The organism is Rhodopirellula halodulae (assembly GCF_020966775.1).
Taxonomy (GTDB): Bacteria; Planctomycetota; Planctomycetia; order Pirellulales; family Pirellulaceae; genus Rhodopirellula; species Rhodopirellula halodulae.
Genome location: NZ_JAJKFV010000029.1, coordinates 1,749,372 through 1,767,947 on the forward strand (window position 1 = coordinate 1,749,372; position 18,576 = coordinate 1,767,947).

The following is an 18,576-nucleotide window of genomic DNA, read 5'->3' on the forward strand; positions in this document are numbered from 1 at the left end:
TTACCTCACGAATGACGCCTGATGCGCGGACGGCTTGCAAGCTTCACCGAATGGTTAGCTTTCTGGTAGTTCGCGGGTCTGACAACATGGTTTTTACGCTAGGCCTTCGGCACACCTTCGCTCTTTCGCAAAGCGGGCTGGCATTGGTACAATTTCCGTAGTTGAAACATCGTTCTCTTCGTTCAGGGCGGTGTCGTAAAAACCTTCCGTTAGGCGACCTAGATCAATCGAGAATCCAATGTCGATAGCAAAAGACACGATGGCGGACATCATCGCCCGCCAACCCGATGACAGTAGTTTCGATGAAATCCTCCGCGAACTGGCTTATGCCCGCATGATCCAGCGTGGACTGGACGACTCGGCCAACGGCCGCACCGTTACCAACGATGACATCAAGCGAAAGGTCGAATCGTGGCGCAAATAGCATGGACAATGGAGGCAGCAGATTGCCTCGAACAAATCCATGACTACATCGCGGCTGACTCCGCGACTGCGGCGTCGAACGTTGCCACTGGCATCTATGACAAAATCCAGGTGCTTCGCGAACATCCTCGGATCGGTCAGCGATACGAACCGATCACTGATCGAGAAGTCCGCGAGCTTCTGTACGGCCACTATCGGATTCCATATCTTATCGTTAACGATGATCGAATCGAGATACTTGGCGTGTTTCATGGTGCCATGGACATTGACCGTTACCTGAAATAGCCGGTCGCCTAACATGGGTTTTACGCTGAGACCATCGGCACACCTTCCGCGTTTGGCCACGCGGGCTGGCCTTGGTGCAATTTTCCCAGTTCTGACATCGTTCGCTTCGTTTAGGGCGGTGTCGTACAAATCTACCGTTGTACGACCTAGATGTTCCGCATGTCGTGGCTTCCGTGAATCACGCGCGAGACTTCGATGCCTTCCTCGATCACGCGGAAGAATATCACGTAACTGCCGACGCTAAATGAACGGCATCCGTGCACGCGGAATCCCGGCCGCTCTTCGCCCATGTTCGGTTGCGTTGCGATTGTACCGCACGTCTCACGAATCTTCAGTATCCATTTGCGAGCAGCGCTTGTCCCGCGCGATGAAATCGACGATGCCAAAGAGATCGTCGTCTGCGTCGGGTGCGTAAATGACTTTCGCCATCAAACGTTTCCAGTCTCGATCTCACTGATTCGCGCTTCCGCCCGGCGGTATACGTCTTCGGCTGGAATTCCCTGTCCCGCATCAAGCTGGTCAAACCCTTTCTTGACTTCGGCGCGCAGCGACTCGCGTGACTGCAACATACGCAGACCTTCGGCCAGAACGTCGGACTCATTTAGGAATCTCTTCTCAGAGACCATTCTTTGAACGAATGGCACCAGATCACTTGGTATTTCGGTTGTCATGGCTACCTGAATTTCGAGATGAGTGGCGGATTCGCCGGTCGTACAACATGGTGTTTACGCTGAGGATCTCCGGGCGCACCTTCGATGTAGTACAGGCCTCGCTCTCGTTATACAATCAAATTCAGTTCAGGACATCGTTCGCTTCGTTCAGGACGGTGTCGTGACAACCTTCCGTTGGGTGGTAACTCTGTGACCTCTGACTCCGGCGTTCAAGTTTATGTCCCCCTTCCGAATTATGCCTCCATTGGTGGCGAGACGTTTTGGGCGGATCAGGTTGGCATCTCGCTGTATCGCATCGCCAACGTGCCCTTATGGGCTTACGGACTCAATTATCACGATGTTGTCCGGGCAACACCCGATGCCGAGGGAATACTCACGATCGACGAGGTCGTTGAATCCAGCGGCCACCGCACACTTCGTTTGATGTTTCCCAGCGACATTGGTGCTGAACAGCAAGGCGAATTGCTTCGAAAAATTTATCAGCCTGGCGGTGTCACATTCGAACGGGCTAACGGTAGCCTCGTCGCAATCAACATTGCTCCAGAGAGTGACTACCTCTCCGTTTTCGATCAGTTGGAGGCTTGGGCCGATTCCGGCTTGCTTGATTTCGAGACATTCCATGCGCGGGTCGAGGGGAGTTTCGATGATGCTCCATGATTCAGCCACAGCGCCCGTCGCGGCCTGACATGGTTTACTTGCTGGGACTTCGCCGCGGTTTCTGTTTTAGGACTTCGGCGGGTTTTTGGCGTTGGGCCTCCGGCACGGTTTTTGTGTTCGGCCTTCGACGCACCGTTGTTGTTTGTCCAAGCCTTCCGCTGCTCGTAGAATAATAGGTCGTTCTAACTGGACCGGCATCGCGACGGCGGTGTCATGTAAATCTTCCGTCGGATGTCGCTGTTGTTTCCTCTTCGCAAGCAACTTCTACGCTTTACCCTGTTGGCTCCGCCTCTGGTCGGAGGTGCGATTGGTTTTGCGCTGGTTGCGATCTATCCGCCGCGGAACCCAGTCGACTACTGGCCCGCCACAGGGTCTTTGAGCCTTGGTTTCGCTGTCGTCGGCCTGCTCTTGGGCTTTCTCACGTGGCTTTGGATGCGCGGTCGTGTTTCCGCTTTGATCGCATTTTCGGCGATTGCGATTCCTTTTTGTTCGTTCGGTTGGTTTGTGAATGGCAAAGGCGGTCGTTGGGACGTCGCTTGGTGGTTTGGGCTTTTCGGTATTATCACAACGGTCACGTTCTTCATCCGTTCGTTCGCTCTGGTTGGAAACGATGGTGAAAGGGATCGCGGCGTCTAGCCTGGTTCTGCATTCAGTATCATGCACCTGCGTTGCGCTTCAATGACCTGCTTGGAGGGCGGTCTCGAGCCGTTCGTGACAACCGGCTATTCGAACTTCTGTCCGAGGATGACTGACCGATGGCTTGTACTCGATGGCACGTGCTTGATGCCAAGCAACTGATGGCACGTATCAGGACAGGCTGCTTGGTGAAGCGTGTTCAGTAGCTGAAATTGACGGCTTGCCACCAGCGTGCTTTGTAAAACTTTGAACCAGAGATGATGTGTCGTTGCTTGGGCTCAGTTGGGTTCACGAGGATAACGGAGTCACTTTGCCAGGAGGTGCCGACTTCGGTTCGTTGTGGGTCGCTGATCCAGATGGAGCCATCAACGTGCTGGCTGGCGCTCTTGATCCACTTGAGATTGGACAGGAGTTGGAAGGCTTCGGTTGCGATGTCAAACAAATACAGCCCATCGTTGTTGCTCACCAACAACTTTCCGTCACTTCGCAAGGGGAACAGGTCGTGTCCGGTGGGTGACTCAGGCAGTTCGTAGGTCTTTTCCAGCGTCAGCTTGCCTTCCGCGTAACCGAAGCGGTACAGCAGGTCGCCGAGCACCCATAAACACTGACGTTGTTTGTCCCAGGTGACGCCATGTGCGTACGGCAACGGCAGGTCGTCGTGTTTGTCCGCACTGTGATGCAGTCTCAGGATGCCATGGTTGCTGTTCGCGGTGACGATGGCACCATCGGGAAGCAATTCCGCCGAATGGCAGCTGCTGTAGCTGGGGTAGTCCTTTACCAATGTCGAATCGGAAAATCGGATCAGGCGTACACGGCCGTGATAGGCCGCCAAGATGAACACTTCGCCTTGATGCGTAACACGTTTCGCATCCGTGGGGATGAATTCAATCGGTTCTTCGTCGATCGCCGGATAGCTCCAAAGTAGCGATTCGTCGGCCGAAGAAGCGGTCGGATTGACCAAACGAATTCGATTGTCAGCCTGGTCCGCGCAAAGGAAGGCCGTCGTTTCAGTCGAAAGGTCGACGTTGCTCGGGCCGTGGTCGTCCGACTGGGCAAGTGCCACGCTGGTGAGCGAGGTCAACAACAGTGTGACGAGGGTTTTCACGGTGAGCCCATTCTTTCTTCTAGCAGTTCTTGGGTCTGGCATGGTCGCCTTTCGCTCCACGAGAATTGCGTCCGATGAAAACGCCTTGGCTTAGCAGCGACCAACGGGTTGAATGCCGGTGCTGAAATCCAGTGAACTGCTACGCGGTTTCTCGTTCCGCGATATCACGTAGTTCCCCGATGCAGGACTTCATCACCTCGATGTCAATCTCGTGGACGTTGATTGCTTCGCCGGGGTTTTTCAGCATTGTGACTGTGAGTCGGCCACCGAGATGCTGTCGAAATTCCTCCAAACCCTGCAGCACATTGTCGGGCGAATTCAATTGGTCACACCACAGGGGAGTGCCCAGGTCCGCGAGCGTTTGGCAAACCGCGTGAGCCAGTGGTTGCGGGAACCCAAACTTGCGAGCGGAATAGAGCGTGTCGAGTGCCACGCCGATTCCGACGGCTTCACCGTGTCGGAGCGCGTAGTTCGTCATCGGTTCCATGCGGTGGGCGGACCAGTGGCCGAAGTCCAGTGGACGAGCTTCCAACGCTTCGAATGGATCGCCACCGGCGGTGATGTGATCCAAATGCAACTGGCAGGACCTAGCGATCGCTTCTTTGGAAACATCCGCGGCGCGGCGACGAAGTTTACTCGCCGACTTGCGAAGAAAATCAAAGAACGCCGCGTCCTTGAGCAAGGCAACTTTGACGGCCTCTGTCAGTCCCGAACGAAAGTCGCGATCGGGTAGGGTACGCAGAATCGCCGTGTCATTGAAGACTGCCCAAGGGACGGCGAACGTTCCGATCCAATTTTTCTTGTCGAAGTAATTGATTGCATTCTTCACGCCCACGCCGGAATCCGCTTGTGCCAAAGTGGTGGATGGCAATCGAATCAGCCGAATGCCACGATGGGCAATCGCGGCAGCAAATCCGACCGCGTCCAGCACGGCCCCGCCACCTGCCACAACGATGTAGCTGCGACGATCCAGGTCGTGTGAATTGATTGCTGCCAGCAGGTCGCGGAGCGTGTGTTCGGAGTTTTTGCAGGACTCGCCGCCGGGAATGATCATCGGTTCGCGAACCAGTCGCAGCCGCTCACTCGTTTGCAGGCGATGAAACAATCCGTTGGCGAACGCACCGTTTTCCAAATTGCTATCCAAGCAGAACAGCACCTTGGGTGGCGTCGACTGTTCGCCGAGCAGCACGTCTTCCAGCACCGAAAAGTCGCCTTGCGAGACGTCGTCGGTTTGCCGGAGGCGGTGAACAAATTTGACTTCGAAGGAAATGTCGTGGTCGGTCATGGGGTCAGATCTTTCCATCCACGCCACAACCAACGCAAGGAGTCAGGGAAAATCGATCCGCCATGTTTGCCGTTGTGGCCGCCCTCGCCATAAACGAATTTGTAGTCGTATTCCTTGAACGCGAGGGCGGAAGCCATCTGTTGGTTGGCGAGCGGCCAGTTGCCAAATTGATTGTCCAGGTCGCCGCTGCCGTCTTGCAGAAACACGCGAATGGGTTTGCGGTCGGTCTTGCGAATCATCGGCACAAGGTCGTGGCCACCACGGATGTCGACGAAGCTGCCGATGTGCGAGAGGACTTTGCGAAACGAGTCTGGGCGATACCAAGCAACGGTGAATGCGCAGATCCCGCCAGAACTGTTCCCGCAAATGGCTCGCAGATCGGGATTGTCGGTGATGTTGTATTGTTGGCGAACAACCGGCAGCAACTCATTCAGCAGGAACTTCGAATAGTCTTCGGAAACGGTGTCGTATTCAAAAGAGCGATTGGACGGGCGTGGCGACCATCCACGTTTGGGGAGCAGTTCACCGCGATGTCCGGGATCCACCATCACCGCGATGGTGACCGGCATATCGCCCGAGGCAATCAGGTTGTCGAACACGGTCGGCAAGCGAAAGTCGCCGGAGGTGCCCTCGAACGCGTGCCCGTCTTGAAAAACCATCAAGGCAGCGGGTTGGGCCAGATCGTATTGGGCGGGGACGTAGAGGCTGTATCGACGCCGGGTTCCTTCAAAGACCTGACTGTCAGCAAACTCGTGTTGAGTGACGGTTCCTCGGGGAACGCCTTCCTGAGGATGGGAGTCCGCGGGCCAGGTGTAGGTTTCTTCTGCGGGAGACGAGGCGACGTTCAGATTCATGCCGGCGAACAGCAGAGGCAACAGCCAAAGCCAGACGCGGCTCGGGCGGTGCCCGGATGACAATTTCATGCGTGTCTTGGTGGGAAAGGCGGGATGGAGGCGGGAATCGTGGGGAGGCCGAGGCGGGACGGAATCAGTATTCCGCGTTTGGGGTTGGCGGCGGAAAGCCATCACCAAAAGCCATGTGGTGGGATTCCAATGCGGATTGGGCTACAACCTCCGCCGTCGAAGACCCAACAGTGTAACTCAATTTTCACGGGATCAATCAGTCGTGCAACAGCGTCGTTTAGGCAGCAGCGGAATTGTCGTTTCTGACATTTGCATGGGAACCATGACGTTTGGGAGTTCCTGTGATGAGGCACTGAGTCACGCCATTTGTGACCACGCCTTCGATGCGGGAATCAACTTTTTCGACGCGGCTGAGATTTATCCCGTGCCGCCGAAGGAAGAAACCTACGGTGTGACGGAAGAAATTTTTGGACGTTGGTTGAAAACGAAGCCTCGCGAATGCGTGACCGTGGCTACCAAAGTGACGGGTCCGGGGCACGGATGGTTCAAACCGCCGGTTCGATATGGACGGACGACTCTGGATCGCCACCAAATCATCCGTGCTTGTGAGGACTCGTTGCGTCGACTGGGCGTGGAGACCATTGATCTGTACCAAATTCACTGGCCCGACCACGGGATGCCCTACGAAGAGGTGCTCGAGTCGCTGACGCATCTTCGACGCACGGGGAAAGTCCGTGTGATTGGTTGCAGCAACGAGACCTCTTGGGGATTGATGAAAAGTTTGTGGGCCGCCGACATTCATGGCGTTGATCGCTATCAGACCGTTCAAAACAACTTCAGCCTGATCAACCGACGTTGCGAAAATGAATTGGCACAGGTTTGTCGCCGAGAAAACGTGAGCTTGCTTCCTTACTCGCCATTGGGCGGCGGGGTGCTGACTGGCAAATACGAAAACGGTCCCCCGCCGGGTGGACGATTTTCCGAGTACCTGCAAACCGGGAACGATCGTCAAAAGGCAATGGCGCAGCGGTTCGTCAACGATCGCACGGTGGAGACTGCTGTCCGGATCGAGGAGATTGCCAAGTCAATTGGAACAACCGGTACCGCCTTGTCGGTCGCTTGGAGCAAGCAACATGACTTTGTCGCGTCCACGATCGTCGGCGCCACGACGGTGGAGCAGTTGAAAGAGATTCTCGTCGCCGACGACATGACCTTGGACGACGAAACCTTGGCCCGGATCGACGCGGTCGAGGTGGACATCCCAAACGCGATGACCGAAGACGGTCTGCGTCGACTGTGATGAGTTGCCTTTGCGGCATTGCGGGTGGCATCGGATCGTCTTCGTGTGAGACGACAGAATCGGAGGTTTGTTTAACCGTCAGTCTTGCTCGGTAATGTGAGCCTCAAGCTTCGCGAAGAACGCCGACTTGCGTTCACTGTATTGCTCGGGATCGCCTTCGCTGGCCTTCCACAGGTTCACTTTCTGGCTTTCGAAACGCATCGCTTCTTCCGCGTCGTTCCGTAGGAAGTCGCGAATGAGCAACAATCGGTCGACGGCCGGATGCTCGGCTGTCATCAAGAACACTTGATGGGTGGGGGTTCCATGGCGGGGCTTTTGCAAAACGAGGCAATGATCGAGCCAGTCGGGTGAATCGACGACTCGGAAATTCAGCCCCTCTATGTGTAGCGATGCCGCGTCGAGATTCGAAAGGTTGGGGACCAGAGCGACGACATCAATGATCGGTTGAGCGATCAAGCCGGAAATCGAAGTTCCGCCGACGTGCTCCACTCGCGTCACGTGGCCCTGACAGGATTGCAGCAAATTGCTGCGGGTTTGCTCGAACTCTTGTTTCCAACGCGCATCGTGATGCATCAAGCGAATGGATTGTGGTTCGCCCTCATCGAATCCGTCGCGGTAGGAGTGATCGAAGGGGGGAGACGTCATTGTCGGCCAAGCAGATGAGGGGGAGTTGGAGCAAGGTGTCCGGCGGGAAGACTTTTGGTCCCGGTCAAGTTCGCCGCAAGTTCGCCCGCAGGCAATGCAAAAGGGTCAACGCAAGGGGGCAATTCATCCCGACTCGCTGTTGCGGTATAACCCCTGGCAAATGGAAGCGTCCAGCCCGTGCAATCCGTGGTTCGAATTGGTTCAGCACCAGCGACTTGGGGGATCAGCGGCGACGGCGTCGTTTTCATTGTTTCAGACGTTCACCTGTTCGAGTAGCTCATGACTGACCAGATCCAATCCGGGAATGCCTCCTCCAACTCTCCATTGGTGGGTGTCATCATGGGAAGTCGCAACGACTGGGACACCATGTCAGCGGCGTGCGAGATGTTGGATCGATTGGGCGTGCCTCATGAACGATCGGTGGTGTCAGCACATCGGACTCCCGAACGCATGTTCGAGTACGCCCGTTCAGCGGCGGACCGCGGTTTGAAAGTCATCATTGCCGGGGCAGGCGGTGCGGCGCATTTGCCAGGCATGGTCGCGTCCGAGACCGTTTTGCCGGTGATTGGGGTGCCCATCCAAAGCCGGGCTCTGCAGGGCCTCGATTCCTTGCTGTCAATCGTGCAAATGCCAGGCGGAATACCTGTGGCCACGATGTCCATCGGTGTCGCCGGGGCGAAAAACGCGGGTGTGATGGCAGCGCGAATTTTGGCAACCGGCGACAATGATTTACGCGGCCGCGTGCAGGCGTTCATTGACCAGCAACGTGACGATGTGATTGCATCGGCTGAGCTGCCTTGATGTGAACTGGCCTGATGCGAATTGCCCTGATGTGTGACCGTTGAAGTCCGGCGAGTGACGGTCCGAAATCGCCGATTGAGTTGAAATTGTTTCCCGCGCTATTGAGTTCACAATTCAGATGTCATCTGCTGATTCTTCTGCGATTTTGCCTGGTGCCACGATTGGAATGGTGGGTGGCGGACAACTTGGCCGAATGTTTGCCATCGCGGCGGCGCGGATGGGATACCGGGTGGGAGTGTTTTGCGGCAGCAGTGACGAACCGGCTGCCGAGGTCGCAGCGTTTACGGTGTGCGGGCCGCTGACGGATCATTCAGCGATCGAAGCGTTCGCCAAACGCTGTGACGTGATCACATTGGAATTCGAAAACATTCCGGCGGACACCATCGCGGCTTGCAGCAAACACGCGCCGACTTTTCCGGACGCTTCGGTGCTGGCAATGGCGCAAGATCGATGGATTGAGAAGACCACACTTCGAGAGGCTGGATTGCCCGTTGCGGCTTTCGAGCCCGTGTCGGATCTCGAATCCGCGGTTGCTGCGGGTGAAAAGCTCGGTTGGCCTATCATCGTGAAAACATGTCGAAGCGGGTACGACGGCAAGGGACAGCACCGGCTGAATTGCCCCGCCGATGCGGAGGCCGTTCAGTGGGACGGAGCCGAAGGCGGTGCAAATGACGGCCCACCATGGGTCGCCGAGGCCGTGGTGTCGTTCGAGCGTGAAGCGTCCGTGATCGTCGCCCGCACCGTGGACGAGCGAGTGGCAACGTTTCCGGTTTTCGAAAACGACCACCGCAATCACATTTTGGACGAGACAATCCTTCCAGCCAATGTTTCCGCTGAGATGGAAGGACGAGGCCGCCAGATCGCTCAGCGTGTTGCCGAGCACTTGGGCTTGGTGGGATTGCTGTGTGTTGAGTTGTTCGTCACGGAAGACGAGTTGATCGTGAACGAGGTTGCCCCACGGCCTCACAACTCAGGGCACGTCACGATCGAAGCGTGCGCGACCAGCCAATTTGAGCAGCATGTTCGGGCCATTTGTGGGTTGCCTTTGGGTGACACATCGATGGTGGTCCCCGCCGCCAGCATGTTGAATTTGCTGGGAGATATTTGGGAGGAGGCGGCCAAGCAAAATGGCATCCCGAATTGGGAAGCTTGTTTGGCGACCCCCGGCGTGGCTCTGCATCTGTACGGCAAGCATGCGGCACGAGTCGGCCGAAAGATGGGCCATTTGACCGTGGTCGGCAGGGATCTGGACGAGGTTTCCAAGCGGTTGTATTCCGCACGCGAGGCCTTGCTGCGTGATCGCACCTGAGCGGTGTGGACTTTCGTGCACCGGCTTGGGCTATGGGCGCTGTCGCGAATTCTCGGCTGTGACGCTGGTTTTGGCCCGTGAATCGCGTCCTATTTCACTCAGAAGCCGTCGAGATGGCGTTTGTGACGAAAAGCTGCGGCGTTTCGCAACAAGTGTTGCAAAATGCTACACCCTACAATCGTTAATCTTCGCGGGGTGATGCTCTTCTGAGCCGTTTTTTTCGTGGAATTCGAGGATTCCAGAAATAGACTGAGTTCTCCGCGCCCGGCTTTTCATCGTTTCGTTTCGCGTCCCCGATGCTGAGAAACACCATGAGAACGCCGTCCCCCGCGCCCCAGCACCTCTTCTTTGGTCCCCAATCCTTCTCTGAGATGTCGATGAAGATCTTTTCCACTTTCGGCTGCAAATTGTCGGCCCTGTTGATGCCGGTGGTCATGACGACCGTCGTTTCTGCGGCGTCGCCGTCCGCGACGGAATCCGCCGCTGTTTCGTCGGGAGCCTCCATTCGCGTTGTTTCCCACGACACCGATGCCGGTCAATCCATTGCCGCGTCGATTCAACCGGGAGCCGAGGATGCAATGCTCGCCGCGGTGCGAAAGTCGCCTTCGGACGTTGTCTTGATCGTCGACACTTCGGCTAGCCAAGTCGGCGGGTTTCGTGACGAAGCCATGTCGGCGGTGCAGTCGGCTTTGACCGCGATGGAAGGCAAAGACGTCCGCGTTGCATTGTTTGCTGCGGATGTCCAAGCGACCGAACTGACGGAAGGGTTTGTTGCCGCGGGCGAGTCAAAGTTGGACGCTGCGACAGCCAAACTGAACTCTCGTTTGCCACTGGGAAACACCAACTTGGTTTCGGTGTTGGGAACGGTTCGGGCTTCATTGACCGGCCGACCCGATTCGCGAAATCGTTCGATCGTTTACATCGGCGATGCAAAGTCGGTGGACGCGGCACAGAACATGAGCCGGTTTGCCAACCTGGTGGATGCACTGCGAGCGGATCGTATCGCAGTCCACTCGATCGCAATCGGACCAACTCGCAATGTCGAGCTGATGGGTGTGTTGGCAAATCAAACCGGTGGTGTCTTGGGAGTCGTGGGGACTGAAGCCAAGCCATCCGAAATCGCCAACGCCGTCGCCGACGCGTCTTTGATGTCGCCGATCTGGGTGTCGGAAATTCAAAGCGATTCGAAAATCACATGGGTGCATGGCGACCGTCTTCCGCCGCTGCGTTTGGATCGAGATTCGATCTACTTGGGCCATCTGAGCGAAGCGACGAAGGAAGTTTCTCTAGATGTGGTTGGTGAAACGTTGAGCAGCAATGTTCAAATCACCGCAGCTTCTGAAGTCGAAGGCCAGAACCCCGATTTTGCTTTTTTGACCGGGCTAATTGCTTCTCACAAGAAGGAGTCCGGTTTGTTGTTGGCAACGGCTGGTTCGCCGATGCTGCGACAAACTGCTGAGTCCTTGGTGGCACGTGCGGCGTCGCTCGCTGAAGCTGCGACGATGGCCATGCAGCAAGGCAACCTTCGTGGTGCTCGTGCGGTTGCTCAGGAAGCTTTGCAGGCTGATCCGAACAACGCTGAAGCCAAGTCCGTTTTGAAAATGGCAACGCCGGAAGGCAAACGCCTGATCCTGCAGAATGGCGATGACAACCCGTTCGACGATATCTTCGGTGGCGGTGGTGACGCCGCGAGCGACGCTCCATTCGGCGAAGCACCTGCCGCTGGCGACGACGTGTTCGGCGCCGCCGGCGACGATGCACCTGCGATGGAAGCGGCACCTGCCGACGACGTGTTCGGTGCCGAACCACCCGCCGCTGACGCTCCCGCTGCACCAGCCGATGACGCTCCCGCGGCGCCGGCCGATGACGTTTTCGGTGCACCGGCTGAGCCTGCTGCTCCTGTTCAACCCGCTGCACCCATGCAGCCTGCTCCCGCAGGTCCCGCCCTCGGTGGTGGTGACTTTGGCGGTGGCCAGTTCGATGGTGGGCTCGGACCCGTGGTCGGTGATAGCGAATTGATGGAATCCGGTGGTGATCTGCTGGGCCGTTACGGTCAATTGCGTTCGCGGGAAGAAGGACGTCTTCGTGCCGAGGTGCGTGCTCAACTCCGTGAAGCTCGTCGTCTGATTCGGCAAGATCCCGTCGGTGTCGCCGGCAGTCTCAAAAGCTTGCTGTCGCGAGTGGAAACGACTCCTGATATCGATCCTCAACTGCGTCGTGAACTGCTGGGTCAGATTCGCTCCGCGATCCAAATTGCCAGTGCCCGCGAAGCCGACTTCCTGGAGCAGGAAGCCAATTTGGAGCAGTTGGCAGCCGGAGCCACCGCATCGGCTCGGTTGCTGCAGGAAACTTATCGCCGCGAAGATCGCTTGAAGCGATTGTCGGCACAGATGAACGCGTTGATTGACGAAGGACGTTACACCGAAGCAGACGGTGGGGTCTCGTTGGAAATTGCCGCGTTGTCAGGTGACACAATCACCTATGACAGTGTGCTTGGTCGTCACGTGACGGATGAAACATTGGCGCTTCAGACCTACGCACGTGATCGCCGTTATCGCGAACTTCGAGAACGGAACTTCGTGGACGCTTTCTCGCTGGTTCTGAAGTCTGCGGTCCCATTTGTGGATGATCCACCAATCGTCTATCCCGAAGCTGAAACCTGGCAACGTTTGAGCCGCCATCGCATTGAACGCTATGGTTCGATTGAGTTGGTTGGCGATAGCGAGACCGAACAACGGATCGAAGCAACTTTGTCCGATGAGGTCAGTTATCAGTTCCCCGACACCCCATTGGTCGACGCCATTCGTTTGATCAGTGAGGATCGTCAGATTCCGATTCGCATCGATACCTTCAGCCTCGAAGGGGAAGGTTTGTCGGAAGACATTCCTGTCAACATCTCGTTGGACAACGTTTCCCTGCGTTCGTTCCTGCGACTCATGCTTCGCGATCAGAACCTCACCTACATGATCAAGGATGAAGTTCTGAACATCACCACCGTGACCGCAGCGGAAGACAACTTGGTGACCAAGGTGTATCCCGTCGGTGACCTCGTCGTGCCCATCGTCAGCCTCGGTGGCGGCGGTATGGGAGGCATGGGCGGCGGTATGGGCGGCGGCATGGGAGGCATGGGCGGCGGCATGGGAGGCATGGGCGGCGGCATGGGAGGTATGGGTGGCGGCATGGGCGGTATGGGCGGCGGCATGGGCGGCGGTATGTTCGTCGTTCCAGATGACGCAACCCTCCGTTCGAAGACCGGCGTTTCCACCGCAGCACCTGCAGCTCCAACGACCGACGTCAGCACGACCCAGAAAGGTTCCGTCGAGAACATTGACCGAGCCATTCGTCTGCAGATCGCCGATGGTCAATCGGTTGATCAAGCCTGGAAGGATCACTTTGCAAGCTGGGATGTTCGCTCCGCCGAGGATTTGACAATTTTGGATCGCCGCGTTCGCGCGACTGTCTCCCAACTGAACGTGAAGGCTTCGGCTGCTGAAAAAGCGGGCGACAAGGCAAAGGCCAAGTCACACTTTGAAGAGATTCGATCCGTGATCGCGGGAGCCATTTCGGCGGGACACATTCAACCTTGGATGTATCAAGCTTATGCATTGGCATTGGCGGCCACTGACGCGCCTGATTCGGAAGTCGAGCGGGCTCTGTTGTCAGCAGCTGACTTTGCAGAAACCCCTGAAGACCTTCTGAATGTGGCAGGTCGTTTGGAAGACATGGGACAACTCGAAGCCGCTTTGAAGCTTTGCCGTCAAATTTCGGACGCGGAACCGGACCGTCGTGAGCCCTATGTGATGGGGCTGCGGATCGCGAAGCGTTTGGATGAACCCGCCGCACTTGCGTGGGCATGTGAAGGTGTCTTGGGATTGGCTTGGAGCGAAAAGTTCCAGCCTCTCGTTGAAGAAGCTCGTTTGCTGGCTCGTGCCACGCACCAGGAATTGTTGGCCGAAGGTGATCAAACCATGGCCAGAGAGTTCAGCGAAGCGCTTCGTCGAGCTGCGTCGCATGATGCCATCGTTCGCGTCAGCTGGACCGGTGACGCCGATATCGATTTGGCGGTGGAGGAACCCTCCGGAACCGTTTGCTCGTTGGAAGCACCTAGCAGTGCCGGTGGTGGAACGCTCGTTAGCGATGCGTATCCCGGTGCCCAGGATGATCCGACCGGACAGATCTCGGAGACTTACCTCTGCCCCAAAGGTTTCTCAGGCGAATACCGAGTGTTGTTGCGTCGAATTTGGGGCAACGTTTCGACCGGGAAAGTCACGGTGGAAGTGCTGACCGACGTTGGCCGTCCAGAGCAACGGTTCATTCGTCAAGACATTCCGTTGATGGACCAAAACGCGATGGTCGTGTTCGAAGTCAAAGACGGTCAACGCAAGGAGAAGCTTGCCGAAGCACAGATCGAACATCTGGCTGAGTTCCGTCGCAACAAAGGCCATGAGGCTCTTGGTCAGTTTATCGGCCCGGATCCCAATGGAGCGTTGAACGCACAAGCCGCCAATGTTCAGGGGGCGAATCGCCAGTTGTTGCGTGAGTTCTTCAGTGATTACCCGTCATTGCAGACCGGACTGAACGGCGGAGTGATTGGATCCAATGGCATCGGCAACGGGATCAACGGATTCAATCCTCAAGGTGCGGTCGGTTATCGGCCAGAAATCACCACGCTGCCTGAAGGGGCTTCTTTGTCGACTCTGGCGATCATCTCGGCGGATCGTCGCTATGTTCGGATCAGTCCAGCTCCGTTTTTCTCGCAGATCGGCGATATCTCCACCTTCAACTTCGTCTCGGGTGAATCGGGCGATGGCGGTGCTGGAGTCGGTGGCGGCATTGGCGGTGCCGGTGGAGGCGCCGGTGGTGGACTCGGAGGTATCGGCGGAGGTGGTGGCGGTATCGGAAACTGATACGCGTCACTGCAGAGGCTTATGCGGCGCGGCGAAATGTTCGCCGCTCGCCTCACCCCATTCGACGTTGTTTGGCCTCCGTCGTATGTGTGGGCCTGTCTCAGCGTCGATAAATCAAACGCACGTCGTTGCCAAACGAGTCAAGCTGGCTCAATCGCAGCGACGTCGCATCGGCCAACGCGGTAACGCCCGGATCACCGAGCGGTCCGGGCGCCTCTTTTCCGCCAATGCATTTGCCAGCGATGAACGCATGGACTTCATCAATTTGGTACGCGGCTGCGAAGCTGCCTAATAGTTGGCTTCCGCCTTCGACCATCAGGTGGGTCATCGCTAAACCACGGGGATTGTTGTTGCTGCCCAGCCATCGCAGGGATTGCAGCACCAATTCACTTGGGTCGTCGCTGTCGCATTGCCAAGTTTCCACATCGTGATCAGCGAGTCGAGCTAGGTCAGCGGTCTCGATTCGCGGGCCGGCGATGAGCCACGTGGCAGTTTCTGATGCGGTTTGCACCAGGCGGCTGCCCAGATCAGGAAGCCGTTTTCGCGAATAGACCAATCGGACCAGTTCAGGTTGGCCCGTCGCGTCATGGGAGGCGACCGAAGGCGTGTTTGTGGCGGCCTGGATCTTTGCGAACTCGTTCAATCGGACGGTCAGCAACGGATTGTCGGCGATCACGGTACCCATGCCGACGGCGATCGCATCAACAGATGAACGCAGTTCGTGCACCGCACCTCGTGCCTCGGGACCGGTGATCCATTTGCTTTCACCCGTCTTGGTCGCGATCCGTCCATCCAAACTCATGGCCCATTTCGCGATTACCCAAGGCATCCCCGTTCGGACTCGCTTGAGGTAAGACGCAAGCAGGTCTTCGCCTTCAGCTTTCAAGACGCCGGTGACGACTTCGATGCCGGCATCGCGGAGTCGCTGAATGCCACCGCCATCGACTTGATCAAAAGGGTCAATGACGGAGATCACCACGCGAGTAATTCCGTGGCGGATCAAGGCATCGGCGCAGGGTGGCGTTTTCCCGTGATGGCAACATGGTTCCAGCGAAACATACGCGGTGGCTCCGCGAGCGTCCTCGCAGTTGGCGAGTGCCTCGGCCTCCGCGTGGGGGCCGCCATATCGGCCGTGAAAGCCCGTCGCGATACATTGGGAATCGCGGACGAGAACGCATCCCACCATTGGATTGGGCTCGACTTTGCCACGACCACGAGCCGCGATTTCTATGGCCAAGGCCATCCAACGGGAGTCTTCCGCTGAATGGCCTTGGTTAGCAGGATCAGTCGTCAACGGGTTGCCGCTGGCGGGATCGTTTGATTCAGAAGCAGGGGTGTCCGGCATCAATCCATTCCGGGGACCCACAATTTGCTGCCGCCAGACGCATCGCCGCCCGCCGCGGGAGGTGCTGCCGGGGCCGCCGCGGATTCTCCGTCAGGCGTCCAAATGCCGCCGGCCGACGGAGCTGCTGCGGGAGCGGGACCAGGCTGGTTTCGGGGGGATCCATCGGGATTGATCAGTCCGAGTTGTGCCAGGATTTGTTGCAGGCGTCCCATCACTTCAGGATTGTCGCTGTGCTTGCTGACGATCGTCTGCACGGTGTTTTGGAATTGCTCAATCTCTTGTCGACGCAAGCGAAGTCCAAGTTCAGCCAGCAACAGCGACGCGTCCGAAAGCTTGTTTTCCGCAGCGTACGCTTTGGCTTGGTCGAGATAGGCGACCGCATCGTCGGAAGACGTCGCACGTTGCATCAAGAACGAATAAGCAATCAGCTTCGAACCGATGAAGCGGCCTTCGCCAACCGACTCGGTGTCTTGCTGAAGCAACGCATTGGCGGCTTTACGGCCAATCGTGGTGGCCGAAATTTGTTGGGCACGCTGGATGAGGTAAATGAGGTTTTCGGCGTCCAGATTGCTCGGATCAATTCGATCCAGGTCGTATCCGGGGATCTCTTCCAGCTCTTCGTTGCTGACTGCGATCGTTTCCCGCTTTGGCAAATTGGCGATTTCCAACAGACGATCGATCAGAGTTTCGTCACGTGCGATGAGGTTGTCCTCGCCCTCAATGAAGCGGACCATCGCGGCGCGTTCTAGCTTCTTCGAATCGTCGCCCGCAGCGTCCTTCAGCGATACGCCACCGAGCAGGCCAACGGGAGTGTTTGCCAACGTTTCCGGGACTCGTTGTTGGACGAGTTGGTGCACCACTGAATCCAGATTTTCGTAGTGTTCCGCTCGCAAGCCACCGATCTGCGGCGTGGCGGTCACGGCCAACGGAATTTGTCCTTCCTCGCCAGTGCTCCAGTTCAGATTCGGTGCGACTTCGCCGAGCAGTTCCTCGACCTTGGATTGATTGTGGATGGGGAGGCCAACCACTTGCAGTCGAGCGGAGCGATCCGTTTCTTTGCCGAACAGGAAGACGGCTGCCATTCCAACGGGAATGTTGTCCGTGGTGACTTCGTCGTCCGCGTTCAGGCTGTTCTTGTCGAGAATCTGGAAGGCGGCTCGAGGGGCCACGTCGCCTTCGCGTTTGAATTGTTCGAGGGCTTCGGCGGGAAGCTCTTCAAATCGCGAATTCGCGATCATCGACATTTGGTATTCGTCGATGGCTTCGACATCAGCGGTCAGTTCCAAGTGCTGGACCATCAGCCCGTCGGCGTCGGGGCTGGCGATTTGTGCGAGTGCTAGGTAGCGAGCCCGCGTGTCGTCGGACAGGTCTTCGCACTGCGAAAGTTTAACGAGCAAATCAGCTTGAGCCGCGTGGTCGCCTCGCCAGATGGCACAGTTCAGAAGCCCTGACAGCACGGCAGGTTGCAAAGGTGCTGATCGTTGCAGGGATTCGAATTTGGTCTGAGCAAGCACCACTTTGTTGTTGGACAACAACAAGGCCGCTTCGTCGTAACGTTCCACCCAGTCCGCATTTTCCGGCGGGGAAATCAGTTCCGGGACCGCTTTGGCCAACTGGTTCACACCGGGGTCGCCATTGATTTGCTGCAGCACGCTGGCCGCCATTCGGCTGTCTTCATAGCCGGTGGAGACCATCGCCAAAGTCGCGTAAACGCGCGAGGTCAGCAAAATTCCGTTGCCTGCCAAGGCGTACGCCAACAAAGACGCCACGTCCAAAACGAACGAATCAACGGTTTGCCCACTCTCGGTCAACGCTTCCAAGATCAATTCAGTCGCCGCCGAAAGGTCTTGGCGGAACAACGCCGCGGCGGCACTTTGAGTCAGGGCCAACGGGTTGGAAGGTTGCAGGCGGCGGAATCGTTCGGCGTTCTCTTCCAGCGACGAGTATTCCCGCAGATCCATGAACAAACGTCCGCGAATCGCAAGAGCCCAGGCCGCATCGGGGTGTTGGTCCAGGATGGTGCCCAGTTGGTCCAGCGCGGGGACGAGTTGGCCCCCGTCGATCATTTGCAGCACGCGGTCCAATTCGTGTACCGAATCCTTGCATTTGCAAAACTTGATTTTTTTGCCGGAGCCGCAGGGGCAGATCGAATAGGTATCGATGGACATAAAACGTCGCGGTGAATGGGGGCTGTGGCGACCGCTGATGAGACGACCGCATGATCGAGTGAAGCGGGCAACTTACCACGCCAGACGTGGTGTCCCAAGATGCGATCTGCAAGTTGTCGGAGGCGAACGCGATGAGCGAATCGCGTCAGAGGTTTGGCATTCGCCGGACAATTTGA

General features: G+C 57.1%; 16 protein-coding genes. 7 read left to right on the plus strand and 9 right to left on the minus strand.

The features are described 5' to 3' along the window. Positions 1-238: 238 nt before the first annotated feature. Positions 239-424, plus strand: coding sequence for a hypothetical protein (locus LOC70_RS19305; protein WP_230255617.1), 186 nt, complete (start codon positions 239-241; stop codon positions 422-424). Then, entirely contained in the window at positions 412-708 is a 297-nt protein-coding gene (locus LOC70_RS19310) for a type II toxin-antitoxin system RelE/ParE family toxin (protein ID WP_230255618.1), read from the plus strand. The genes LOC70_RS19305 and LOC70_RS19310 overlap by 13 nt, the downstream gene beginning before the upstream one ends. A 146-nt stretch (positions 709-854) precedes the next feature. On the opposite strand, the gene LOC70_RS19315 is transcribed toward LOC70_RS19310, so the two are convergent. Beyond that, positions 855-1,046, minus strand: a complete 192-nt coding sequence (locus LOC70_RS19315; protein ID WP_230256202.1) for a type II toxin-antitoxin system RelE/ParE family toxin — start codon at positions 1,044-1,046, stop codon at positions 855-857. Positions 1,047-1,136: 90 nt separating this feature from the next. After that, positions 1,137-1,379, minus strand: a complete 243-nt coding sequence (locus LOC70_RS19320; RefSeq protein WP_230255619.1) for a ribbon-helix-helix domain-containing protein — start codon at positions 1,377-1,379, stop codon at positions 1,137-1,139. Positions 1,380-1,568: 189 nt separating this feature from the next. On the opposite strand from LOC70_RS19320, the gene LOC70_RS19325 reads away from it, so the two are divergent. After that, positions 1,569-2,036 carry a DUF4265 domain-containing protein gene (locus LOC70_RS19325; protein ID WP_230255620.1) on the plus strand — a complete coding sequence of 156 codons (468 nt, stop codon included), beginning with the start codon at positions 1,569-1,571 and terminating at the stop codon, positions 2,034-2,036. Positions 2,037-2,871: 835 nt separating this feature from the next. Here LOC70_RS19325 and LOC70_RS19330 read toward each other — a convergent pair. From LOC70_RS19330 to LOC70_RS19340, 3 genes are all read right to left on the minus strand, one after another. After that, on the minus strand, positions 2,872-3,777 hold the full coding sequence (locus tag LOC70_RS19330; protein ID WP_230255621.1) for a DUF6528 family protein: 906 nt from the start codon (positions 3,775-3,777) through the stop codon (positions 2,872-2,874). A gap of 139 nt (positions 3,778-3,916) precedes the next feature. Next, positions 3,917-5,062 (minus strand): 3-dehydroquinate synthase, encoded by a 1,146-nt coding sequence (locus LOC70_RS19335; protein WP_230255622.1) that lies wholly within the window; start codon positions 5,060-5,062, stop codon positions 3,917-3,919. After that, complete coding sequence (locus tag LOC70_RS19340) at positions 5,059-5,916, minus strand: alpha/beta hydrolase (protein WP_230256203.1); 858 nt, start codon at positions 5,914-5,916, stop codon at positions 5,059-5,061. The genes LOC70_RS19335 and LOC70_RS19340 overlap by 4 nt, the downstream gene beginning before the upstream one ends. 67 nt (positions 5,917-5,983) lie before the next feature. Here LOC70_RS19340 and LOC70_RS19345 point away from each other — a divergent pair, with 67 nt between their 5' ends. Then, a complete protein-coding gene (locus LOC70_RS19345) occupies positions 5,984-7,225 on the plus strand; it encodes an aldo/keto reductase (RefSeq protein ID WP_230255623.1) in 1,242 nt (413 codons plus the stop codon). A gap of 78 nt (positions 7,226-7,303) precedes the next feature. On the opposite strand, the gene LOC70_RS19350 is transcribed toward LOC70_RS19345, so the two are convergent. Further along, positions 7,304-7,870: a GrpB family protein gene (locus LOC70_RS19350; protein ID WP_230255624.1), complete on the minus strand. Its 567-nt coding sequence runs from the start codon at positions 7,868-7,870 to the stop codon at positions 7,304-7,306. A gap of 279 nt (positions 7,871-8,149) precedes the next feature. Here LOC70_RS19350 and purE point away from each other — a divergent pair, with 279 nt between their 5' ends. Then, positions 8,150-8,671 (plus strand): 5-(carboxyamino)imidazole ribonucleotide mutase, encoded by a 522-nt coding sequence (gene purE / locus LOC70_RS19355; protein ID WP_230255625.1) that lies wholly within the window; start codon positions 8,150-8,152, stop codon positions 8,669-8,671. 118 nt (positions 8,672-8,789) lie between these two features. Further along, positions 8,790-9,980, plus strand: a complete 1,191-nt coding sequence (locus tag LOC70_RS19360) for a 5-(carboxyamino)imidazole ribonucleotide synthase (protein WP_230255626.1) — start codon at positions 8,790-8,792, stop codon at positions 9,978-9,980. Positions 9,981-10,161: 181 nt separating this feature from the next. On the opposite strand, the gene LOC70_RS19365 is transcribed toward LOC70_RS19360, so the two are convergent. Next, on the minus strand, positions 10,162-10,416 hold the full coding sequence (locus LOC70_RS19365; protein WP_230256227.1) for a hypothetical protein: 255 nt from the start codon (positions 10,414-10,416) through the stop codon (positions 10,162-10,164). Between LOC70_RS19365 and LOC70_RS19370 the strand changes: the two genes are divergently transcribed. After that, a complete protein-coding gene (locus LOC70_RS19370; RefSeq protein WP_230256204.1) occupies positions 10,358-14,887 on the plus strand; it encodes a hypothetical protein in 4,530 nt (1,509 codons plus the stop codon). The genes LOC70_RS19365 and LOC70_RS19370 overlap by 59 nt on opposite strands. Positions 14,888-14,987: 100 nt before the next feature. Here LOC70_RS19370 and ribD read toward each other — a convergent pair whose 3' ends face one another. Together ribD and LOC70_RS19380 are read right to left on the minus strand one after the other, a co-directional pair. Then, positions 14,988-16,232, minus strand: a complete 1,245-nt coding sequence (gene ribD / locus LOC70_RS19375; protein WP_255716254.1) for a bifunctional diaminohydroxyphosphoribosylaminopyrimidine deaminase/5-amino-6-(5-phosphoribosylamino)uracil reductase RibD — start codon at positions 16,230-16,232, stop codon at positions 14,988-14,990. Further along, positions 16,232-18,298 (minus strand): tetratricopeptide repeat protein, encoded by a 2,067-nt coding sequence (locus LOC70_RS19380; protein ID WP_230256206.1) that lies wholly within the window; start codon positions 18,296-18,298, stop codon positions 16,232-16,234. Before LOC70_RS19380 ends, ribD begins: the two co-directional genes overlap by 1 nt. Positions 18,299-18,576 lie beyond the last annotated feature (278 nt).